General features: G+C 65.4%; 13 protein-coding genes and 1 pseudogene. 9 read left to right on the top strand and 5 right to left on the bottom strand.

What is annotated here, in order from left to right:
- A pseudogene (locus ACQY4S_RS27920) lies at nucleotides 1-746 on the bottom strand (ISAs1 family transposase); the annotation flags it as partial.
- Between the two features lie 142 nt (nucleotides 747-888).
- Between ACQY4S_RS27920 and ACQY4S_RS27915 the strand changes: the two are divergent.
- The 5 genes from ACQY4S_RS27915 to ACQY4S_RS27895 all read left to right on the top strand — a co-directional run bounded on the left by ACQY4S_RS27915 (nucleotide 889) and on the right by ACQY4S_RS27895 (nucleotide 6682).
- Nucleotides 889-2520: an AMP-binding protein gene (locus ACQY4S_RS27915; RefSeq protein WP_428488519.1), complete on the top strand. Its 1632-nt coding sequence runs from the start codon at nucleotides 889-891 to the stop codon at nucleotides 2518-2520.
- 174 nt (nucleotides 2521-2694) lie between these two features.
- A complete protein-coding gene (locus ACQY4S_RS27910) occupies nucleotides 2695-3408 on the top strand; it encodes a haloacid dehalogenase type II (RefSeq protein WP_428488436.1) in 714 nt (237 codons plus the stop codon).
- Between the two features lie 259 nt (nucleotides 3409-3667).
- Entirely contained in the window at nucleotides 3668-4840 is a 1173-nt protein-coding gene (locus ACQY4S_RS27905) for an acetyl-CoA C-acetyltransferase (protein ID WP_428488435.1), read from the top strand.
- 233 nt (nucleotides 4841-5073) lie between these two features.
- Complete coding sequence (locus ACQY4S_RS27900) at nucleotides 5074-6216, top strand: amidohydrolase (protein ID WP_428488434.1); 1143 nt, start codon at nucleotides 5074-5076, stop codon at nucleotides 6214-6216.
- 67 nt (nucleotides 6217-6283) lie between these two features.
- The gene (locus ACQY4S_RS27895) at nucleotides 6284-6682 is read left to right on the top strand and encodes a PPOX class F420-dependent oxidoreductase (RefSeq protein WP_428488433.1); all 399 of its coding nucleotides are present in this window, start codon (nucleotides 6284-6286) and stop codon (nucleotides 6680-6682) included.
- 660 nt (nucleotides 6683-7342) lie between these two features.
- Here the strand turns inward: ACQY4S_RS27895 and ACQY4S_RS27890 are convergent.
- The 3 genes from ACQY4S_RS27890 to ACQY4S_RS27880 all read right to left on the bottom strand — a co-directional run bounded on the left by ACQY4S_RS27890 (nucleotide 7343) and on the right by ACQY4S_RS27880 (nucleotide 10906).
- Nucleotides 7343-8335, bottom strand: coding sequence for an aldo/keto reductase (locus ACQY4S_RS27890; RefSeq protein ID WP_428488432.1), 993 nt, complete (start codon nucleotides 8333-8335; stop codon nucleotides 7343-7345).
- 263 nt (nucleotides 8336-8598) lie between these two features.
- Nucleotides 8599-10095 carry a CoA-acylating methylmalonate-semialdehyde dehydrogenase gene (locus ACQY4S_RS27885; protein ID WP_428488431.1) on the bottom strand — a complete coding sequence of 499 codons (1497 nt, stop codon included), beginning with the start codon at nucleotides 10093-10095 and terminating at the stop codon, nucleotides 8599-8601.
- 229 nt (nucleotides 10096-10324) lie between these two features.
- Nucleotides 10325-10906: a hypothetical protein gene (locus ACQY4S_RS27880; protein WP_428488430.1), complete on the bottom strand. Its 582-nt coding sequence runs from the start codon at nucleotides 10904-10906 to the stop codon at nucleotides 10325-10327.
- A 211-nt stretch (nucleotides 10907-11117) separates the two neighbouring features.
- Between ACQY4S_RS27880 and ACQY4S_RS27875 the strand changes: the two genes are divergently transcribed.
- Entirely contained in the window at nucleotides 11118-11927 is an 810-nt protein-coding gene (locus ACQY4S_RS27875; protein ID WP_428483489.1) for an IS5 family transposase, read from the top strand.
- Nucleotides 11928-12232: 305 nt separating this feature from the next.
- Here ACQY4S_RS27875 and ACQY4S_RS27870 read toward each other — a convergent pair whose 3' ends face one another.
- Nucleotides 12233-13540 (bottom strand): MFS transporter, encoded by a 1308-nt coding sequence (locus ACQY4S_RS27870; RefSeq protein ID WP_428488429.1) that lies wholly within the window; start codon nucleotides 13538-13540, stop codon nucleotides 12233-12235.
- 321 nt (nucleotides 13541-13861) lie between these two features.
- On the opposite strand from ACQY4S_RS27870, the gene ACQY4S_RS27865 reads away from it, so the two are divergent.
- The 3 genes from ACQY4S_RS27865 (at nucleotide 13862) to ACQY4S_RS27855 (ending at nucleotide 22472) form a co-directional block, all read left to right on the top strand.
- Complete coding sequence (locus ACQY4S_RS27865; RefSeq protein ID WP_428488428.1) at nucleotides 13862-14743, top strand: sulfotransferase; 882 nt, start codon at nucleotides 13862-13864, stop codon at nucleotides 14741-14743.
- A gap of 908 nt (nucleotides 14744-15651) precedes the next feature.
- Nucleotides 15652-16917 (top strand): autotransporter strand-loop-strand O-heptosyltransferase, encoded by a 1266-nt coding sequence (locus tag ACQY4S_RS27860; RefSeq protein WP_428488427.1) that lies wholly within the window; start codon nucleotides 15652-15654, stop codon nucleotides 16915-16917.
- Nucleotides 16918-16988: 71 nt separating this feature from the next.
- Nucleotides 16989-22472 carry an AIDA repeat-containing protein gene (locus ACQY4S_RS27855; RefSeq protein WP_428488426.1) on the top strand — a complete coding sequence of 1828 codons (5484 nt, stop codon included), beginning with the start codon at nucleotides 16989-16991 and terminating at the stop codon, nucleotides 22470-22472.
- The last annotated feature ends 17 nt before the right edge of the window (nucleotides 22473-22489 follow it).

Raw genomic sequence — 22489 nt, 5'->3', positions numbered from 1 at the left:
CGCAGGCGCGCCAAATCGTCGTGGAATACCACATCCAGCACCCAGTGCAGCCGGTTCTCAATGCCCCAGTGGCTCCGCACGACCCTGGCGAGGGTCTCGGCACTGAGTTTGGTTGAGCACAGGTAGTATCGGGTTTCTGTCTGGATAACGCCGCCCCGCTCGGTTTCGCTTTCGATCATGCCGATGGCGGTCAGGCCAGGGAATGCAAATTCGCCCGGATGACGCCGCTCGGCGAACAGCCAGTTGATGTCGTGGCAGATCGTATGGCGGCGGGTTTCGATCCGGCCATGGTCGCCATCGACGGTCTCGAAGCTTTGCAGCGTCAGCGTTGGTGGTGGATCGGCAAAGACGGTTTCCACTTCGGCATAGGTCGCTGGCCAGTTCTCCTTCAAGGCCAGCACGTAATCGCCACCACCCTCGATGATCGTCTGGGCAATCTCCTTCTGCGTGCCCATGGCATCGATGGTCACCAACGCGCCGGCCAGTTCCAGACGACGCAGCAGCACAGGAATGGCGGTGATCTCATTGGATTTCGCCGACACCGCCTCTTGTCCAAGGACCAATCGCTGACGCGTCGCCCAGGCGGACACCGTATGCAGCGGCAGACGCCCTTTGCCGCGGGCATGGCTGCGACGCGAGGTCTTGCCATCGATCGCGATAATCTCGGGCGTGTCAGTCCGCAACCCGTCTACCCAGGTCAGGAAACATGTCTTGAACAGCTCAGGATCAATCGCCGCGATCACGTCGCACGCTTGGCGCGGGTCCCGGAGGGCCGCGAAGTGGGACAAGAAGCAGGGCTGGCTTGGCATGGACATAGAGACCTCCTGATGAGAGGCTTCCTATGAATCCGATTCTAGCCCGTACGGGAATCCCTCAACCACTCAAGCGATCGCCCTGGGCCTCAATCAGGACCTACCGCTGCTGCTGTCGAGTGTCCTGGCCCATGCCGCCGCGACATTCGGCGATGTCAAGGTAATCGGCCGCTATGCCAATGAAAAAATCGACACCGACTACGCCAAGCTGGAGGCACGGGCGCGCCGGCTCGCATCCGCCTTGCGACACATCGGCTACGGACCGGACTGTTTCGTCGGCTCGCTGGCCTGGAACACCCACCGGCACCTGGAGCTGTTCTACGCCGCGACCGGCGTCGGCGCGGCGCTGCACACCGCCAATCCGCGGCTGCCGCCGGCGCAGATCGCCTACACGATCGATTTCACCGCTTACCACACGCTGTTCATCGATCCCGACACGCTGGCGCTGGCGGAACAGTTGGCGCCGCAACTGCAAACCGTGCGGCGCTACGTGATGATGGCGCCGGCGGGCGCGCTGCCGCCGACCTCGCTGCCGGCATTGCTGTCCTACGAGGACCTGCTGGCGGACGGCGACCCCAGCTTCGCCTGGCCGGTGCTGGACGAACGGTCAGCGTGCCTGCTGTGCTTCACCTCCGGCACCACGGGGCCGCCCAAGGGCGCGCTGTATACCCATCGCGGCACCGTGCTGAACGCGCTGTCGACCGGCGGCGGCAACGCCTGGGGCCTCAGCGCCGACGACGCCATCATCGCCATCCCCGGATTCTTCCACTGCAACGGCTGGGCGGTGCCGTTCTTCGGGCCGATGTATGGCGCCAGCCTCGTCCTGCCGGGACGCCGAGCGGACAGCGGCTTCCTGCACGGCTTGATCGTCGAGCACGGCATCACCGTGGCGCCCGGCGTGCCGACAATCTTCCTCGACCTGCTGCGCCATTGCCGAGACACCGGGGTGGGGCTGGGGCGGCTCAACCGGCTGTTCTCCGGCGGCACGGCGCCACCGCTGGCGATGATGGAGGCCTACCTGCGCGACTACGGCGTGCGCACCATCCACGGCTGGGGCATGACCGAAACCACTAGCGGCGCCACCATGTCCTTCGCGCCACGCCACCTGCCGCCGGATGCGGCAGTGGCGGCGATGCGCACCCAGGGCAAGCCGGTGTTCGGCGCTGCCATCCGCATCGTCGATGAGGACGGCACCACACTCCCCCGCGACGGCGTCACGCCGGGCCATCTGCAAGTGCGCGGGCACTGGTCGGCCGCGGGCTATTTCCGCCGGCCGGACGTCGACGCAATCAGCCAGGACGGCTGGCTGCGGACCGGCGACGTCGCCAGGATCGATGCCGACAACACCCTGCACCTGGTCGACCGCAGCAAGGACGTCATCAAGTCGGGCGGCGAATGGATCAGCAGCCAGGCGCTGGAAGACGCCGCCGCCCGCCATCCCGCGGTGCGGGAGGTGGCGGTGATCGCGATCCCGCACCCGCGCTGGCAGGAACGCCCACTGCTGATCGCCGTCCTGGCCGAACCGGTGACCGAACAGGCGCTACATATCCACCTGGCAAACATCGTGCCCAAGTGGTGGCTGCCGGACACGATGGTGTTCGTCGAGGAACTACCGCATGGCCCGACTGGAAAACTCGACAAGCAGGCGTTGCGACGGTGGCTGGCCGATGGGCTGCTCGGCATCGCCGCGGCCGCCACCGCGCCATAAGCCCAAGGTCGGATCATGCCCAGGGGTGTTGATTCCCGCTTGTTATCGCCACTACGGATTTTCTAACGACATCGGAATGTTATCCATGCGACAGGTGGCCACGCATCCCTCGCCACGCTTGACCAACTGCACCGTCAACGCTCTGCTGCATCCCGACAGCCGGGGAAACCAGCCATGCCTACCAAGCAGCCCGTCGCCATCGTCTTCGACACCTTCGGCACCGTCGTGGACTGGCGATCCAGCCTGATCGCCGACCTCACCGCCTACGGCACCAGCCGCGACATCGAAGCCGACTGGCCCGCCCTGGTGGATGCCTGGCGCGCCGCCTATCACCCCTCCATGGACCGGGTCCGCAAGGGCGAACGCCCCTGGACCAGACTGGACGACCTGCACCGAGCTTCGCTCGACCAGTTGATCGCCGACTTCGGCATCCAGGGCGTAACCGAGGCCGATCGTGTCCACATCAACCTGGGTTGGCACCGCCTGCACCCCTGGCCGGACTCCATCCCTGGCCTGACCCGCCTGAAGTCTCGCTTTATCATCGGGCCGCTGTCCAACGGCAACGTCTCGCTGCTGCTCAACATGGCGAAATTCGCCGGCATCCCGTGGGACATGATTTTCGGCTCCGACCTGTTCCACCACTTCAAGCCCGACCCGGAGACCTATCTCGGTGTCGCCGCCCTGCTCGACCTTTCGCCCGGCCAGGTCATGCTTGGCGCCGCCCATAACGGCGACCTTGCCCATGCCCGGACCTGCGGGCTGATGACCGCCTTCTTCCCGCGTCCCACGGAATACGGCCCGCACCAGAAGCGCGACACCAAAGCCGAACAGGACTGGGACATCGTCGCCACCGACATCCAGGACATGGCAACCCAGCTTGGCATGTGATGCCGCCGAACGCGGACTGGCCGCCTGACCGTCGACGGCACGGTTCATGCAGCAGCCTCCGTCAGGCCGCGCCGCATGCAAGTCGCCGGTGCCATTGCCCTATCTAGATCCGCCAGGCATGGCGGTGCGCGAAGGCTGCCGCGAAAGGCGCCACCAGGCATATCCCCACCTTGCTTTCCGCCCCCCGCCTGCGCACATCCACCGGACGCGGCGGAAGCCCGCATGACGCGGATCGCACCGCAACAGGGGAGAACAGGCTATGGAGGACATCGTCATCGTCTCGGCCGCCAGAACGCCGGTTGGCAGCTTCAACGGCGCGCTTAGCACGATCCACGCGCACCACCTCGGCTCGATCGCCCTGCAGGCGGCGTTCACCCGCGCCGGCATCGAGCCATCCGACGTGGACGAGGTGATCTTCGGCCAGGTGCTTGCCGCCGGCGAAGGTCAGAACCCGACCCGTCAGGCCGCCCACGCCGCCGGCATTCCAGACTCCGCCACCGCGTTCGGCATCAACCAGGTCTGCGGCTCCGGCCTGCGCTCCGTCGCCCTCGCCGCCCAGCAGATCCGCACCGGCGAAAGCGCCATCGTCGCCGCCGGCGGAATGGAAAGCATGAGCCTGTCGCCGCACGCCGCGCATCTGCGCAACGGCGCCAAGATGGGCGGCCTGGAGTTCGTCGACACCATGCTGAAGGACGGGCTGTGGGACGCCTTCCACGGCTATCACATGGGCAACACGGCCGAGAACGTCGCCACCAAGTACCAGATCAGCCGCGAGCAGCAGGACGAGTTCGCCGTCGGCTCGCAGAACAAGGCTTCCGCCGCGCAGAAATCCGGCCGCTTCAAGGACGAGATCGTCCCCGTCACGGTAAAAGCCCGCAAGGGCGACATCCAGGTCGCCGATGACGAATATATCCGGCACGACTCGAACAAGGAGACCATGGGCAAGCTGCGTCCGGCCTTCAGCAAGGATGGCACGGTCACCGCCGGCAACGCCTCCGGCATCAACGACGGCGCCGCGGCACTGATCCTGATGACGGCTACCGAGGCCAGCAAGCGCGGCCTGACGCCGCTCGCCCGCATCGCCGGCTTCGCCACCGCCGGCGTCGATCCCGCGGTGATGGGCACCGGGCCGATCCCCTCCACCCGCAAGCTCCTCGGCCGCGTCGGCTGGAAGCCAGACGAGCTGGACCTGGTCGAAGCCAACGAGGCTTTCGCCGCCCAGGCCCTGGCCGTGAACAAGGACCTCGGCTGGGACACCAGCAAGGTGAACGTGAACGGCGGCGCGATCGCCATCGGCCATCCGATCGGCGCATCGGGCGCCCGTATTCTGGTGACCCTGCTGCATGAAATGCAGAAGCGCGACGCCAGGAAAGGCCTCGCCACCCTGTGCATCGGCGGCGGCATGGGTGTCGCGATGGCCCTGGAGCGGTAAGCAAGACGAGGAGCTCTGCCCCTCAACCCCGCCAAAGGCTGACGCTTTTGGAACCCATTTAGGGGTTTGTGAGAGAGGGGGCTACTCAGTTGTTGCAACCGTCCCGGTCGCCCCCTCTCCCCCAAGCCCCTGGACGGGGATCAAAGGGGCATCCGCCCCTTTGCGGGTCCAGGGCAGCGCCCTGGCCTTGCTTGACCGTTGCCCAGCCCGCGCCGACCCGCTACCGTCCGTCTATGGACATTAGTCTGCACGAGACGCTGACCAAGTGGCGGCGCCACCTGCACGCGCACCCCGAACTTACCCTGCACGAGCGAAACACCGCCGACTTCGTTCAGGCGCGCCTGAGGGAACTCGGCCTTCCGTTTACGGCGGGCGTCGGCGGTCACGGCGTGGTGGCGACGATCACTCGCGGCCAGTCCAACCGGTCGGTTGGCTTGCGCGCCTACATGGACGCCCTGCCGATCCAGGAAACCAGCGGCGTGCCTCACGCGTCCGGCACTCCCGGCGTCATGCACGCCTGCGGCCATGACGGCCACACCACCTCCTTGCTCGGCGCGGCGACGCTGCTGGCGGCGGACACAGGATGGTCCGGCACCGTCCAGCTTGTGTTCCAGCCGGCCGAGGAAGGCGGCGGCGGCGCCAAATCCATGATCGCCGACGGATTGTTCGAGCGATTCCCGATGGAGCGGATCTTCGGCTACCACAATTGGCCGGGGCTGGAAGCTGGAACGATCGCGCTGCACGACAGTGCCGTCATGGCCGCCGGCAACCGGCTGGAGTTCACCGTCACCGGCCATGCCGGACATGCCGCCCTGCCGCACCTGACGCGCGACCCGATGGTGGCATCCGCCCATCTGCTGCTGGCGCTGCAGTCCATTGTCTCTCGCTCGGTCGATCCGCTGGACAGCGCGGTGGTGACCATCGCCACCATGCAGGCCGGTTCGGCCGCCAACCAGATCCCCGACCGGGCGGTGATGCGCGGCACCATGCGCAGCCTGCGTAACGAGGTCCGGGACCAGGTGGAGCAGACGATCCGCCGGATGTCCCAGGGTATCGCACGCACCTTCGAGGTCGAAATCGACGTGCGGGTGCCCCCCGGCAACCCGGTGACCGCGAACACGCCGGCGGAGCGGGATCTGGCGGTCGAGGCGGTCAAGGCGGCTGGCCTGCCGCTGCGGCGCGACCTGCCTCCCGCCCTGACCGGCGAGGACTTCGCCTGGTTCCTGCAGCACCGGCCCGGCGCCTTCGCCTGGATCGGCAACGGTTCGGCCGAGGGTGGACACGGCCTGCACAACGCCAACTACGACTTCAACGATGCCATTCTGCCGGCAGCATCCGGCTATCTGGCCGCCATCGCGAAACGCGCCCTCGGGTAATCCGGCGCTTGCCGCCAGCCTGACGCATCCCACCTCGTAACAGCGAAATCATTCAAGGAGGTTGCCGATGACCGATATTCCCGCCGCTTTTCTCGATCTGCTGACCCAAAAGAAGGCCCTCGCCAATCTCGCGACAGTCCAGCCGGACGGTTCGCCACAGGTGACCCCGGTCTGGTTCGACTATACCAATGGGCACATTCGTGTGAACACGGCGAAGGGCCGGGTGAAGGCGCGCAACATGGAGCAAGGCACCAAGGTCGCCATGGCAATCGTGGATCCCGATAACGATTACCGATACATCCAGATCCGCGGGACGGTGGCCAAGGAAACCGTCGAAGGCGCCGACGCCCATATCAACAGCCTGACCATGAAATACCTCGGCAAGGATACCTATCCGTACCACAACGACAAGGACATCCGGGTGATTTATGAAATTGCCCCATTCGCCGTCGATACCATGGGGTAAAGGCCGGCCCCACAGGCGTTAAACTAGCGCTTTGAAGGCGGCTTCAGGCTCCGACGTTATCGCTGGCATTGTGCCCATGTGCGCTGACATAGCGGTCGGCCCATGTTGGTTAGGCCCGGCGTCATGGCTAGCGAAGGCCCACATGCGCTAACGTAACAGCGGCGCGTGTCGGTTGGACTTGGTGTCATGGCGGGCGAAGGCCCGCCATCCACAACTTGCAGTGCTGAGCCCGGAAAAGTCGCCGTTGGTCGGCCGTCGCCGATCACGACGCGGGGGCGAAAAGACCGCCTGGACATGGCCAGATTAGAGCGGTTTTCGATCAAGTTGCACCAACTCGTCATGGCCGGCCTTGTGCCGGCCATCCGCCCCCAGCCGTTGCTGCGAAGCTGGCCGGGACAAACCCCCAGTCTCGTGCTCGGGCGCCCGACCATGACGGGTCTCAATATGGAGCGACCTTCAGAACGCTCAAGTGCCATGGGCGGAGGCCGATCATAAGGTTCAAATCTGCTGTCGCTACTCGCACGCCATGCTCATGCCCAGCGGCGGATCATTCCGCTTCCCCGCCTAAATGACGCGCTGTCAAAATCGCGCCGGCGCGAATCCGTTGCACGATGCGGCCACGGCCATGAGCGAACGCGCATATCACGACCGTGCCTGACGTCATGCCGATCTCGTTCCTGATCCTCCAACGTCCGCCACCGTTGCGTCGATCCGGGCCACAACATCCGGCGGCGGCGGCCCAGCCTCGGCCGCCGCGACGCAGCCGGCCAGTTCCGCCCGGTTCTTGACGCCCAGCACCAGCGTGTCGATCGGCAGGCCAAGCGCATAGCGATGCGCGACGATGGCCGGGTCCTGGCCCATTTCAACGCACAGCGCACGGAAGCCCGAGGCACGGGCATAATCCCGCACCTCCGGGTGATCAGCCGGCAGGTCCCGATCGATCGCCGCCGTCAAGGCGCCCGCCTGCACCGCCCGAATGCCCATGACGCCGACCCCGTTCGCCCGCGCCGCCGCCATCACCGCGCGCGGCTTGGCCGGCCCTTCAAAAAATTTCAGGCCCCCGGGCGAGTCCAGCAGATTGGCGATGCACTGCACGGCCGCGGGTTTCGGGTCCTCCCCCAGCACCTGCATGACAGCATCCGGATGACCGATCCCGGTCACGCCCCAGGCGCCGGCAAGACCCTCCGCCACCAGCCGCTCGAACGCCGGCCGTACGTGGGAGCGAAACAGCGACAGCGAGGTGAACCGGCTGGCATCCGGCTGGTTCCACATCGGATGGCCGTCCGCCACCAGGTTGGAATGCAGGAAAAAGATATCCAGCCGGTCCCGCTGCAACAGCCGCAGGCTGGTTTCGATTGATTGGCGGACTATGCGCTCCACCTGCTCCGGCGCCGGGTTGCCAAGGTTGCACTTGCTGGTGATATGCAGGCCATGCGGCAGCCGCCCGCCGAATGCCTCCCCCACCACGCGTTCCGCCTTGCCGTCGCCGTAGCGCGGGGCCAGGTCCAGCAGGTTGATCCCGGCGGCCACCGCCGCATGAACCGTGGCAACGCATTCGTCGAAGTTTGTCTGGCCCCACAACATCCCCAGCCCACCGCCGCCCAGCGTCAGCGTGGAAACGGGAAACAGGTGGCCGAACGGGTGCGATTTCATCGTGTTTTCTCCGGTTCCATGGCCGCGTCACGCGCGGATTTCGTGTGGCCGGTCCAGGATCGCCGGATGCCGCCTATTGCGGGAGCACCCGGTCCCGCGGCACCGCCTGGCGGATCGGCAGTCATGCCGCATATGCATTGAAACCACGCTCGACGCGGATCGGTCACAGGTGCGGTGTCATGGCCGGCGCAGGCTCCTTGCGTCGGCCATGACGAATGCGCGCCACGCTGCCACAAACGACTCTGATCGTCGATCGTCGTGCCCTACCGCCCCAAGGTCGGCATCACGAACTCCGGGCCACGCCGCGTCCCGGCCGTCCAGCGCTGCGTGATCGCCTTGTAGCGCGTGTAGAACCGCACGCCCTCCGGCCCATAGATATGGTGGTCGCCGAACAGCGAGTGCTTCCAGCCGCCGAACGAGTGGAACGCCATCGGCACCGGGATCGGCACGTTGATGCCCACCATGCCGACCTGGATGGCGTTGGCGAAGTCGCGCGCCGCGCCGCCGTCGTTAGTGAACAGGGCAACGCCGTTGCCATACTCGTGCGCGTTGATCAGCCGGGTCGCCGTCGCCACGTCCGGCGCGCGAACCACCGAGAGCACCGGGCCAAAGATCTCCTCCTGATAGATGCGCATGTCGGACGTGACGTTGTCGAACAGGCAGCCGCCGAGGAAGAAGCCGTTCTCATACCCTTGCAGCTTCAGGTCGCGGCCGTCGACCACCAGATCGGCGCCTTCCTTGACGCCGAGGTCGACGTAGCCGAGCACCTTCTGCCGGTGCTCACGGGTGACCAGCGGGCCCATCTCGGCTTCGGGATCGACGCCCGGCGCGACCTTCAGCGATCGCACACGCGGCGCCAGCTTGGACATCAGCCGGTCGCCGGCCGATCCAACAGTGACGGCGACGGACACCGACATGCAGCGTTCGCCGGCCGCGCCGTACGCCGCGCCCATCAGCGCGTCCACCGCGTCATCGATGTCGGCATCCGGCATCACCACCATGTGGTTCTTGGCGCCACCCAGCGCCTGCACCCGCTTGCCGTGCGATGTGCCGCCGCGATAGATCGTCTCGGCGATGGCGGTCGATCCGACGAAGCTGATCGCCGCGATGTCGGGATGGGCCAGGATGCTCTCGACCGCTGTCCGGCCGCCTTGCACGACGCTGAACACGCCGTCCGGCAGGCCGGCTTCCTTCAACAGGTCGGCCAGCTTCAGCGACACCGAGGGGTCCTTCTCCGACGGCTTCAGGATGAAGCAGTTGCCGGTGGCCAGCGCGACCGGGATCATCCACAGCGGCACCATGATCGGGAAGTTGAACGGCGTAATGCCGGCGACCACGCCCAGCGGCTGGCGGATCGACCAGGCATCGATGCCGGTGCCGACCTGATCGGTGTACTCGCCCTTCAGCAGATGCGGGATACCGCAGGCGAACTCCACCACCTCCAGCCCACGCTGCACCTCGCCGTCCGAGTCCGACAGCACCTTGCCATGCTCGCTGGTGACGATGGCGGAGAGTTCCTTGCGGTCCCGTTCGAGCAGCTCCTTCAGCTTGAACATCACCCGTGCTCGGCGCAGCGGCGGGGTATTGGCCCAGGCCGGCCAGGCGGCCTTGGCAGCAGCCACCGCGGCATCGACTTCGCGCGCATCCGCCATGGCGACCTTGCCGGCGACCTCGCCGGAGGCCGGGTTGAACACGTCGCCAAAGCTGCCGCTGCTGCCGGCGACGTGCCTGCCGCCGATGAAATGGCCGATCTCGCGCATGGTGGATCCCTCCTGAGTGTTGAGTGGGAGGTAGGACGTACCAGGCCGCTGGTCCAGATGTGGGTGAACAGACGCGGTAGTCCGTCATCCTAGGGTCCGTCCGTGGGGTTAATGCGGCAGCGGTTTATCCGCGTGTCGGTCGGGATCGAACCGCTGCAGGTCGAGTGGTCGCGGGCTAAACCTATGTCCATTGCGATACCTCGGCTGATTCCCGCATTTAGCAGGTCAATCATGTCAGTACGCCGACGGCATCCTCGGGCGTTAATACGCGACCTGCTCCGAGCGCAATAAGCCGAGGCATGTTCACCCCGAGAAAATTTCTGTCGCTCGTAACAAAGACGTCTGCCTTACGATTAATGTGACTCCAGAGTGCCTGCACGTCGCACTTGGCATTACGCCACCTGTGGGCCTGACCACTAATGGCATTATTGGGATCTATTCCGTTTGACTGACAGTATTGCGTATAATTGGGGTCGATACTTGAAAATAACACTCTATGAATTTTGTTGTCTAATTCCGTAAGATTCACGTCGGATAGTAAGCAATGGTCCAAATAAGAAATATCAAGGTAGCATAGCGGCAATGCTAAATCAAGATGAGATAAGCCCAGCCGGGTCAGCCTATCCATGAAATCTGTAAAGCTTGCTAGATATCCGCCTGTTTTTTGCTTCTCCGACGCCATCATAGCAACAACTGCCACGTTGGCCCGTTGATCCGAATGAGCCTGCGCGAGCGCTGTGACGAACACGCTATTTGGCCGCCCTTCGTCAACGTCAATGACACAGTTCGTATCCAAGGTGAATCTGAGCACAGGTTATTCCAGACATAAAATTAGAGTCTACATTTACACTTAGTCTTTCCAGAAATCGAGGTCGAGGCGCGAGCGACAACCGAACACGGGTATAACGAGTTCAACGCCACCACCTTCACCTTTCGCTTGCCCGTCCGCTGCCAATAGCTTCTCATGCTCCTGCTAGAGCCTGTTATGGACCTGCGGCGGAGTAATCACCAAGTTTGCAGGCATGAGCACCGTCCGCAAGCCCTACCCGTCTGATGTAACTGATGAAGAATGGGTTTTGGTTGCGCCGTACCTGACCTTGCTGGCGGAGGATGCCGGACAACGGGCCCATCCGCTACGGGAAGTGTTCAACGGCCTGCGATACATCATCAAGACCGGCGCGCAATGGCGCTGGATGCCAAATGACCTGCCGCCCTGGGCAGCGGTCTACCAGCAGGCGCAGCGGTGGTTGGCAGCGGGCTGTTTCGAGGCGCTGGTTGACGATTTGCGGGCGGTGCTCCGCCACGCCTTGGGCCGCTCAGCAGAGCCAAGCGCCGTCATTCTCGACAGCCGTACCCTGCGGTCCTCGCCGGAAAGCGGGCAGCGTGCGGGCTATGACGGTGCCAAGCGCAAAAAGGGCTCGAAGCTGCATCTGGCGGTCGATACGCTGGGCAGTCTGCTGGCACTGCACGTCACTGCGGCTGATGTCGACGAGCGGGTTGAGGTCGGCCGACTGACCCGGACGGTGCAGGCCGTGAGTGACAACAACGTCGAGGTTGCGTTCGCCGATCAGGGCTACAATGGTCCCAACGCCGCCGCGGCCGCCGAAGCCAACGGTATCGAACTGGTTGTGGTCAAGTTGCCGGAAGCCAAAAAGGGTTTTGTCTTGCTACCGCGTCGCTGGGTGGTCGAGCGGTCGTTCGCTTGGATGACCCGCTTTCGGCGCCTGGTCAGGGATTATGAACGATATGCCAGTACTCTGGCAGGATTTCACCTCATTGCATTTGTATGCCTCATGCTCAAACGCGTCGCTTCACTGGCGGTAGGTTCATAACAGCCTCTAGCTGAGGACAACGTAGCCAAGACTAGCACCGCCTAGCTTGCCTGTAGCCGCCTTCACGTGTAGCAGCCTATGCAAGTGTGGCCTTCGTCGCGCGATGGTCACTTTAAGGTAACTTCCCCCGTTAGGATGGCAGCTTTAGGCATATCCAGCCAAGAAGCGCATTATGGTCAAGATTTACGGCTGGATACCATAATTACTGTCATCCCTATCTTTGCTCTCAGTGCAATGCCTTACAGGAAAACCTGGTAAAGTTTCGGTGTAGTGCCACCCTCTCGGGGTTCATTCCAGTGGAGCGTTCACCGTCGGGCGGTGACAGCCACCGGCATCCCTTCGGCGATATCCACCGGCCGCTGCACCACCAAAAGATAGATCAGCGCCGAACCGATGCCGACCACCGCCGCCAGGATCAGCGCCGGCACGAATGACTTCGTGACCTGGACGATGAAACCGGTGACCATCGGCGCCAGGGCGCCGCCGAGGAAGCCGCCAAAATTCTGCATCCCGCCCAACGAGCCGACCCCTTTCGCCGGCGCCGCCACCACCGCCAGCGCCCAGATCGTCGCGCCCGCCATGTTTCCCAGGAACATCGCCGCCGCGATGCATCCAACCGCGACAACATTGCTCGGCGTCAGCGCGGCAATCACGGTGAAGCTTGCCATGCCGATCATGCCGATGATGATCGGCAGCTTGCGGCTGTTGATGGGTGAGAAGCCCCTGGCCATCAGCCGGTCGCAGGCCCAGCCGCCGAACAGGCTGCCGATGAAGCCGAAGACGTAGGGCACCGACGCGACCAGACCGGTATGGGCGATCGTCATGTGCCGCTGGATTTCCAGGTAGCCGGGCAGCCAGGCGGCATACAGCCAGATCATGTAGCCCGAGCCAAAATTGCCGAAGATCATGCCCCATGTGGTGCGGAAGGCGAACAGATGCCGCCATTCGGCGAAGCTGACCGGCTGGCCGGCGGAGTGGTCCTCGCCTTCCAGCAGATAGGCCATCTCCTGCTGGTTCAGCCGGCGGGCCAGCGGATCGCGGTAGATGAAGAACCACACCACGCCAACCAGCAGTCCCGCCAGGCCAATGACGATGAACATCCAGCGCCAGCCCAGCCCGATCATCAGCCCGGTCAGCAGCGGCGGGGCGATGGCGGGCCCAAGGGTGGAGGCGGAATTGAAGATCCCGGTGGGAACGCCGCGGTCCCTGACGTTGTACCAGTTGCGCACGACGCGCGCCCCCAGCGGAAACTGCGGCGATTCGCCGACGCCAAGCAACACGCGGGTCCAGACGAACTGGCCCATGCTGTTGACGAAGCCGACCGCGACCTGTGCGAGCGACCACAGGATCACGCCGATGCCCAGCAGCCAGCGCGGCCCGAGGCGGTCGATCATCGCACCCACCGGCAACTGGCACAGCGCATAGGTCCACAGGAAAACCGACAGCAGCACGCCCATCTCGGCGATCGACAGATGCAGATCGGCCCGCACCAGCGGATTGGCGATCGAAAGCGCGACCCGGTCGATGTAGTTCACCGCCCCGGTGATCAGCAGCATCGCGACGGCGACCCGCTGGATCGCTTTGACCCGTTGCGACGCGACAAGGCTGGCCACGGCGTTTCCTTTTCATTGCGGCGGTAGTCCGCCGGCTTTTTCCGACAGGTGCGTCGTCGTTATCACGAACCCGCTGGCGGTGCCATCCCGGCGCCAGTTCCGGACGTCGGTCTGTCAGCGCCGCATCCATCGCCTATCGGATGAAACGTCATCCCACGATTAGACCGACAGCACGGAGACCGGGTTGATGCGGCCAGGCGTCGACGGCTGCCAGCCTTCCGCTGGCGATCTGGCTGGCGTCATGACACGGGCGGCGGAACAAATTCACCTTGCGTGGCGGCGTTGATATAGTACGAGTCGCGACGTTGACAGGAGCAAAGCGTGCCAAGCTGGGCCGAACGCCAGACGGAGATCGCGCGGCTGGCAGATCTGCAGTTGTTCTTCGTCGGTGGCGCGCCGCGCTCCGGCACGACATGGCTGCAGCGGCTTCTAGACTGCCATCCCGATGTCTCCTGCCGTGGCGAAGGGTTGTTCCAGAAGGAGCTCGCGGCGCCGCTGGAGCGTATGATGGCGGTGCGAACCCAGGCCCTGCACGCCAAGAACGAGCGCGTCTTTCGCGATATCGGCGGCTATCCATTACCCGCCGCGGACGACGTGGACTTCCTGCTGGCAACCGCCGTGCTGCTGGCGCTGGACCGCCAAAGAGACGGGCGGCGCTGCCATGCCATCGGGGAAAAGACACCGGAGAACGTGTTCTTCTTCGCCAAGCTGAAACACTTGTTTCCGGCCGCCAAGCTGATCTGCATCGCCCGTGACCCGCGCGATGTGCTGACTTCGGCGTGGCATTTCTTTCACACGGCAACGCCCGGCGAGGACACGGTTGCCGCCAAGACGGCGTTCATCCGCGGCGCCATTCCATCTCTGGCGGAAGGCGCGCGCACCATCCTGACCTTGGCGGAGCGTCATCCCAGCGACTGCATGATCATCACCTATGAGGCGTTGCGGCAGACCGAATTTTCAGTTGCAACGGAGCTTTTCCGGTTCCTGGGCGTGACGGACGGCAAAGCCGTCGTCGCGGATTGCCTGGCACGCACCTCGTTCACCGCATTGGCCGGCGTCCGCGCCGACGGCGAGCAGCGGAACGGGTCATTCTTCCGCAAGGGCGTCGTCGGCGACTGGACGTCGACCCTTACGCCCGAGATGAACACGTTGGTGCTGCGAGAGCTCGGCTGGACGTTCCCGCACTTCGGCTGGCGCCCATAGTCTAAAGGCCGCATCGGCCCGGCCGCGCTGCCACCATCGCCATCGCCGGCCGGTGCCGATCCGCCGGCCCTTCCGACGCTTGTTTGAAGGCGTTGCCAAGGCGGTGGCGGCACCCGCGCTCACGCCGGCACCGCGCAGCCGGCGCACTGGCATACCGGCGGACTGGCATATCGGCGGACGATCCCGCTGTCGTTGGATCAGCATCGTTCAACCACTTGCGCACCAGGCTCGGGGCGCAACGCCAGTTCCTGCTTTCGTGGTAACCAACAACATTTTAGCAAAGCAACTGTTTTGTTAAGGCCGCCCGGGAGCAAATTGTTGTTGCAAAATAATGCGGACCTTGGTCATAGTCCGGCGCGCTGAACGGACAATTGGGAACGTTGTGACGAAAATCCAGTTACCGGCTGTGAACGGCCAGGGCCAAAGTATTGTTTCCTTACAAACTACTTCCGCCCTGAACGCGATTCCCGGTGTTTGGCGACAGGGCCACGGGCAAGATCGGTCGGTCGCGGCGCGGTCGCTGTCGAGTTCGTTAAAGGCAAGTGTTGATGCTGCTCTGCGGACAGCAGAAGACCGGCGCACCGCGGCAACCGGCCGATAGACTGCGGAAGGACAATGAACGTGTCACGACCGGACTGGCGTTCCCCGCACGCAGCGTGTTCCTTTCGCTTGCCGACATCTTGCTTGACAGACGACGCCGGACCATTCCGGACCCGTGCCGGGACCCCCGCGCGGCTGTTGCCGGCTGATATGGGTCGCGGGCTCGCGCCGGTCCCTGGCGGCATGCGCCTGACCAGTCGCGGCGGCAGGCCGGGCGCTTGTCGCCGAAGCACGCCGGCTCGTGGAATCGCGCACCTGATCTGGCGGCGTCGCCGCGGTTTTCGCCCGATAAGCGGGAACCAGGCGCGATGACAGCTTTCCAGGGCGACGTGGTAAAGGCCGACATCGCCTCGGTCACCAGAGTCGACAGCGCCGTCGCGGCCGAGGCAGCGCCGAAATCCGCCTATCCGCCAGTTGCCCCGGTGCCGACACAGCAGGCATCTCGCGGCCTGCGCTTCGACTTTAACCTCGGCTGTCGCGTTCAGGTGCCGGCCGGCAATTTTCGGGTCCGCCTGCGCGATCTCGACACTGGCAACACCCTTTACGAGACCACCACCGGCTCCTCCACGATCAACAGTTCCAAGCGTTACTACATACGCTTCGGCGTGGAGGTCTGGGACGGTGAGACTCGCGTCTTCGCTCACGACTACGATGCCGCCGGGCAGGATGTGCTGATCCAGTTTCCGGTTGGCACCCTCGGTGACCTCGTCGGCTGGTTCCCCTATGCCGTGAAGTTCGCCCGGCAACACGGCTGCCGGCTGACCTGCGCCATGGGCGCGCTGATCATCCCCCTGTTCGAGGACGCCTATCCCGACATCACCTTTCTGCCGCACGAGGCGGTGGAGCCGGAACGCTACTACGCCTCCTACCGGATCGGGCTGTTCTTCGACGACACGGACTGCATCTGGCAGCCCTGCGACTTCCGCCTGGTCGGGCTGCACCGCACCGCCGGCCATATCCTTGGCGTCGATCCGGCCGAACAGCCGCCGCTGCTGGCGCTGCCGGACGAAACCCGGCCGATCGACGAACCCTATGTCTGCATCGCGGTGCAAAGCTCCTCGCGCGCCAAATACTGGAACAACCCGAACGGCTGGCGTGAGACGGTGGCGTTCCTGAAGGCCAGCGGCTACCGGGTGATCTGCATTGACCAGAAGCCGTCACATGGTTCCGGCATCGTCTGGACCGACATCCCACACGGGGTAGAGGACCAGACCGGCGACCGTCCCCTGACCGAGCGGGCTCGGTTGCTGCGGCACGCCGCGGCCTTCGTCGGCCTGTCGAGTGGCCTGGCCTGGCTGGCTTGGGCCGCCGGCTGCCCGGTCGTGATGATCAGCGGCTTTACACATCCCAGTAATGAGTTCGCTTCGCCCTATCGGGTGATCAACTACCACGCCTGCAACTCGTGCTGGAACGATCCGCATCATCGTTTCGATCACAAGGACTTCCTCTGGTGTCCGCGGCACGCCAACACGCCGCGGCAGTTCGAGTGCACCCGCCTGATCACCCCTCACCAGGTATGCGGCGTATTGCGCCGGCTGCCGGGCTTCCCGGCGGCCATTCCGCCGCCCGGCTGACACACCGCAATTCCGAACAGAGTTTGTAACGTTTTCAACGCGGGCAGCCGCACGCCGCAAAAGGATACAAAATGACAACAATTACAGCGACGACCTCGAACTACACCACAGGCAATCAGCAGAACGTCGTCAGCAGCGGCGGCATCGAGGTCCTGACCGGCACCGCGGTGGCCAGCAGCAGCATTGTCGACAACAGCGGCACGGAAGTCATCTATGCCGGCGGCTCCGCTTCCAGCACGCTGGTGAACGGCGGCGGCGCCCAGGTGGTTTCCAGCGGCGGCGTGGCCTACACGCCTTCGGTCGCCAACGGGGGCGCCGTCGTTATCTACACCAGCGGCGTCGTCAGTGGCGCCACGGTTGGCAACGGCGGCTTTGAAACCGTCTCCGCCGCCGGAACGGCTGTCGGCGGCACGATCCTGGCCGGTGGCACCCTGACCGAATCTACTGGCGGCACCGCCAGCGGCGTGACCGTCAACACGGGCGCCACGGAAAGCGTCGCCGGCGGCACGACCAGCAGCGGCACGGTCTATGGCTCTACCACCGTCCTGACCGGCGGCCAAGCGATCAGCACGACCGTGAACAACGGTGGCAACCTGTTCGTCTCCTCCGGCGGCGGAGCCGCCCTGATCGTGGTGAACAGCGGCGGCTTCGAAACTATTTACAGCAGCGGCCTGACCACCAGCACGACGTTGAACCACGGCAGTCAGTATGTTGCCAGCGGCGGCAACGCTGTCCTCACCCGCGTCGAGAACGGCGCCTTCGAGACAGTGGGCCCCGGCGGCACAACTCTCTATACGGTAGCAAGCAGCGGCGGCTTGGAAACCGTGTCCGCTGGCGGTGTAGCGAACAGCGGCGCGATCTATGCCAGCGGCGCCGTGACTGTTCTCACCGGCGGCACCACCAGCGGCACGAGGATCTTCAACGGCGGGCTGGAGACGATCTCGTCCGGCGGCGGCACCACCGGCACGACGATCAGCAGCGGCGGCTTCGAGCTCGTCTCCTCCGGCGGCACCGCGACCGGCAGCATCGTCCACAGCGGTGGCGTGCAGCAGGTCGGCAGCGGTGGCATCAGCAGTGGCGCGGCGACCTTCGACGGCGGCATCGCCCGCGGCACGGTGCTCAGCGGCGGCGCCGAAATCGTCGCGGTCGGAGGCCTGGCGCTGTCCGGCAGCGTGGACATCGGCGGCACCGAGGTGGTTTCCTCTGGCGGCCGAGCCAGCGGGTTGATGGTGAACAGCGGCGGCACCGAGACGGTGTCGGCCGGCGGCACCACGGTGCTCGCCACCATCAGCGGCGGCGGCATCGAGTATGTCTCCGCCGGCGGCACCGCCAGCAATGTCACCGTCGTCGGCGCCGGCAATCAGGTGGTGTCGTCAGGCGGCAACACGCTGTATACCGCGCTGCACAACGGCGGTGACGACGTCGGCACCTCCGCGACCGAAAGCGTCGAATATGGCGGCGCCGCCTTCAGCACGACCGTCGGCTCCGGCGGCGTGCTGGCGGTCTATGCCGGCGGCACCGCGCGCAATGCCATCGTCGATAGCGCCGGCAACGAATACGCCTACTCGGGCGCCACCCTGCTCAGTGCAACGGTGAACAGCGGCGGCGTCGAGACCGTCGCGCTCGACGGCACCGCGCGCAATACCGTGGTCAGCAGCGGCGGCATCCAGTACGTCTCCGGCGGCGCGTCCACCAGCGCGGTCATCGGCACCGGCGGCACCGAGTACGTCTCCGCCGGCGGCTTGGCGCGCGCCACCTTCGTCAACAGCGGCGGCACCGAGTATGTCTCCTCCGGCGGCGTGGCCTCCGCCGCAAGCGTCAACTTCAGCGGCCTGCTGCAGGTGTATGGTGGCGCCACGGCCGTTCGCGACGTGGTCAACAGCGGCGGCATCCAGCAGATCTACCAGGAAGGCGCGGCCAGCGGCAGCATCCTGAACAACGGTGGCACCGAGGACGTCTACGACTCCGCCGCCACCACCAGCACCTACGTCGGCAGCGGCGGCCTGGAGCAGGTGTTCGACGGCGGCGACGTGCTGGCTGCCACGGTCGGCAGCGGCGGCGTCACCGACGTGTTCTTCAGCGGCCTGACCGGCGCGCCTGCCGAGCACGACGGCCCGAACGACGGGATACTCGTCAGTGGCGGCACCGAGAACGTGTTCTCCGGCGGCGCCGCGGATTTCACCCGCACATCGGCCGGCGGCGTCGAGAACGTGTCGGGCGGCGGCTATGCCTTTTCATCCTATGTCGCCGGCAGCGGCTACCAGAACGTCTCCTCCGGCGGCATTGCCGACGACACCGCCATCGGCGGCGGCTACCAGAATGTCTCCTCCGGCGGCATTGCCCGCCATACGACCATAAGCGCTGGCTACCAGAACGTCTCCTCCGGCGGAACGGCGAGCAATACCGTCTTGAGCGGCGGCGTCGCGACGGTGTTTGCTGGCGGCGTTGCCAGTTCCACCACGGTGTCTGCTGGCACCCAATATGTCGATGGCGGAAGCGCTCTCAACACCACCGTCGATAACGGTGGCACCGAGGTCCTCTCCGCCGGCGGCTACGGCTTTGGTGTGATCGTGTACAGCGGCGGCACCGAGAACGTTGCCTCGGGGGGCTATAGCTACGTCGCCAACGTGCAAAGCGGCGGCGTCGAGAATGTCTTGTCTGGCGGCTCGGCCAATGACGCCTCGCTGTATGGCGGCACCCAGAACGTGTCCGGCGGCGTGACGACCGCCACCACCGTGCTCGCCGGCGGCATCCAGGACGTCATGGCCGGTGGCAGCAGTGTCGATGCCAACATTGGTTCCGGCGGCACCGAGCTGGTTTCCTCGGGCGGCATCGTCAGCAACCTGACCGTCAACAGCGGCGGCACCGAGATCGTGTCCGCTGGCGGCAGGACGATCGGCAGCGTGGTGAACAACAGCGCCAGCGAGCAAGTTCTCTCCGGCGGCACCACCACCGGCACCGTGGTCAGCGGCGGCGGCGTCGAGTTCGTGTCCTCCGGCGGCACGACGATCAGCACCACCGTCGACCCCAACGGCGCCGAGGTGGTCTTGTCCGGCGGCACCACCACCGGCACCGTGGTCAGCGGCAGCGGGGTAAGCAGCGGCACCGAGATTGTTGCCGGCGGCGCCACCACCGGCACGACGGTGACAAGCGGAGGGGTGGAAGCTGTCCTGTCCGGCGGCACCGACAGCGGCAGCACGGTCAGCACCGGCGGCCTGCTCTACGTCTACGCCAGCAGCACCGACAGCGGCACCGCGTTGGCCGGCGGCAAGGAGTACGTGTCCGGTGGCCAGACAGTGGGCACCATCGTGGGAACCGGCGGCGCGGTTTACGTTAGCAGCGGCGGCACAAGCATCAACGCCACCTTGAACGTCAACGGCTTCGAGAATGTCTACGCCAGCGGAACCGCCAGCGGCACGGTTGTGAATGCTGGTGGCGGAGAAACGATCAGCTCCGGCGGCACGGCAGTCGGCACGATCCTGCAAGCGAACGGCTATGAGTACGTCTCCTCCGGCGGCATCGCCAGCGGCGCCCTGGTGAGCAGCGGCGGCTATCTGGAGATCTACCGCGGCGGTAGCGACAGCGGCGGCATCGTCAGCGGCGAGGAAGACGTCCTCTCGGGCGGCAAGAGCGTCAACGCCTTCGTCAACAGCGGCGGCTTCCAGGCTGTCTCCAGCGGCGGCACGGCCAGCGGCATCACGGTCAACAGCGGCGGTAACGAATTCGTCTACAGCGGTGCCACGGGCAGCGGCATCACCGTCAACAGCGGCGGGTTCGACTACGTGTCGGGCGGCACGGCCACCGGCGCGATGGTGAACGGCGGCGTCGAATACGACTACATCGGCGGACCCTCGATCAGCAGCACGGTCGGCAGCAGCGGCATCCAATACGTCTACTCGGGCGGCATGAGCATCAGTGCCTCCGTCAATAGCGGTGGTTCCGAAGTCGTCTCCTCCGGCGGCGTCGCCAGCGGCACGACGATCAACAGCGGTGGTTTGGAAACCGTCTCCTCGGGTGGCCTGAGCACCGACACGATGATCAACAGCGGCGGCGGCGAAACCGTCTCCTCCGGCGGCATCGCAGATCCGACGACAATCGGCACCTCCGGCACGCTGACGGTGCTCGATGGCGGCATGCTTTCCAGCGGCGTGGTGTTCAACGGCACCGAAGCTGCGTTGATCATCGGCGGCACGGTGATGCCGACGGTGCCGATCAGCGGCCTGGCACCCACCGACACGATTACGCTGTCGAGCATCGCCTACGACAGCGCGGGTTCGGCGACGCTGGATCCGACCGACGACGTCCTGACGGTCACCGAGGGCGGCATCAGCTACATGCTGCAACTCGCCGGCGACCTGACCGGCGATGCGTTCAACCTGTCCGGCGTGGCGGGCGATGGCGGTTCCACCACGATCACCATCGGACCAGGCACCCCGCCCCCGCCCGTGATCACCACCGGCAACGAGATCGTCAACAATGAGCCGACCATCTCCGGCACCGCCGCGGCGAACAGCACGGTGACGCTGTACTCCGGCGGCACCGCGATCGGCAGCGGTACGACAGACGGCGGCGGCGCGTTCGCGGTGACAGCCACCACGCCTCTCGCGCTCGGCCCTAACACGATCACCGCCACCGCGAGCACTCTGGTTGGCAATGCACCGTATGTCTCCGCCGCGTCCGGCGCGGTCAACGTGTTCGACGTGCAGGCGCCGGTCAACGGCATCAGCACCACCGACTTCAGCTCCGACGACCTTGGCGCGGCGATCAGCCAGAGCGCGACGCTCGCGTTCATCAGCGGGACCGAGGCGGTGCGACTGGTCGATGGCACGTTGAGTGTCGGTCCGGATACCCAGGAGGCGACGCTCCAGCGCCTGTATGTCGGCCTGCTGGGACGCGCCGGCGATGCCGGGGGATTGAGCAACTACGACGCGCTGCTCGGCACCGGGTTCTCCAAGGAATCCGTCGCCAACAACATCCTCAACAGTCAGGAGTATCTCGCCGGCCATGGTGTGCAGAGCAGCACCCAGCTAATCACGACCCTCTATCAGGGCCTGCTCGGCCGCGCCCCGGACGCGAACGGGCTGACCAACTACACCAACGCCTTGGCGACGGGGACATCGCCGGGAGCGGTGGCCGTCGCCATCGCCGACTCGGGTGAGGCGAAGGCGCATCTCGCCGCCGACACCGCCCAGGTGTGGGTGCCCACTGAATCCGGGATGCTGACGCATGAGCTGTTCAAGACCGGGCTGGGACGCGAGGTCGACCTGCCGGGGCTGGCGAGTTACCAGGCGGCCTACCTGACACAGACGCCAGCGCAGCTCGCCAACGGCATCGCGTCCTCGCAGGAGTTCATGAACGATCATGCGGCGCAGTCCAGCACCGCCTACATCACCAGCCTTTACCAGAACGGCTTCGGCCGAGCGCCGGACGCGGGCGGTCTGGCGCACTGGACCGCGGCGCTGGACAGCGGGGCACTCAGCCGAGGCGCCGTGCTGCTGGATCTCGCCACGAGCACGGAGGCAACCGCCCATCTGACGTATAATCTCAGCGCGTAGGCGGCTTGCGGAAGACC

Origin of the sequence: Rhodopila sp. (assembly GCF_965276935.1) — a bacterium.
GTDB lineage: Bacteria > Pseudomonadota > Alphaproteobacteria > Acetobacterales > Acetobacteraceae > Rhodopila.
The sequence above is the reverse complement of the archived record's forward strand: the minus strand, read 5'-3'. Positions and strand labels throughout refer to the sequence as shown.

Excerpts from the sequence above, each read along its gene's own strand:
- ACQY4S_RS27890 (WP_428488432.1), bottom strand. The coding sequence starts at position 8,335 with ATGAAATCGCACCCGTTCGGCCACCTGTTTCCCGTTTCCACGCTGACG.
- ACQY4S_RS27855 (WP_428488426.1), top strand. The coding sequence starts at position 16,989 with ATGACAACAATTACAGCGACGACCTCGAACTACACCACAGGCAATCAG.
- ACQY4S_RS27910 (WP_428488436.1), top strand. The coding sequence starts at position 2,695 with ATGCCTACCAAGCAGCCCGTCGCCATCGTCTTCGACACCTTCGGCACC.
- ACQY4S_RS27860 (WP_428488427.1), top strand. The coding sequence starts at position 15,652 with ATGACAGCTTTCCAGGGCGACGTGGTAAAGGCCGACATCGCCTCGGTC.
- ACQY4S_RS27885 (WP_428488431.1), bottom strand. The coding sequence starts at position 10,095 with ATGCGCGAGATCGGCCATTTCATCGGCGGCAGGCACGTCGCCGGCAGC.
- ACQY4S_RS27905 (WP_428488435.1), top strand. The coding sequence starts at position 3,668 with ATGGAGGACATCGTCATCGTCTCGGCCGCCAGAACGCCGGTTGGCAGC.
- ACQY4S_RS27900 (WP_428488434.1), top strand. The coding sequence starts at position 5,074 with ATGGACATTAGTCTGCACGAGACGCTGACCAAGTGGCGGCGCCACCTG.
- ACQY4S_RS27875 (WP_428483489.1), top strand. The coding sequence starts at position 11,118 with ATGAGCACCGTCCGCAAGCCCTACCCGTCTGATGTAACTGATGAAGAA.
- ACQY4S_RS27895 (WP_428488433.1), top strand. The coding sequence starts at position 6,284 with ATGACCGATATTCCCGCCGCTTTTCTCGATCTGCTGACCCAAAAGAAG.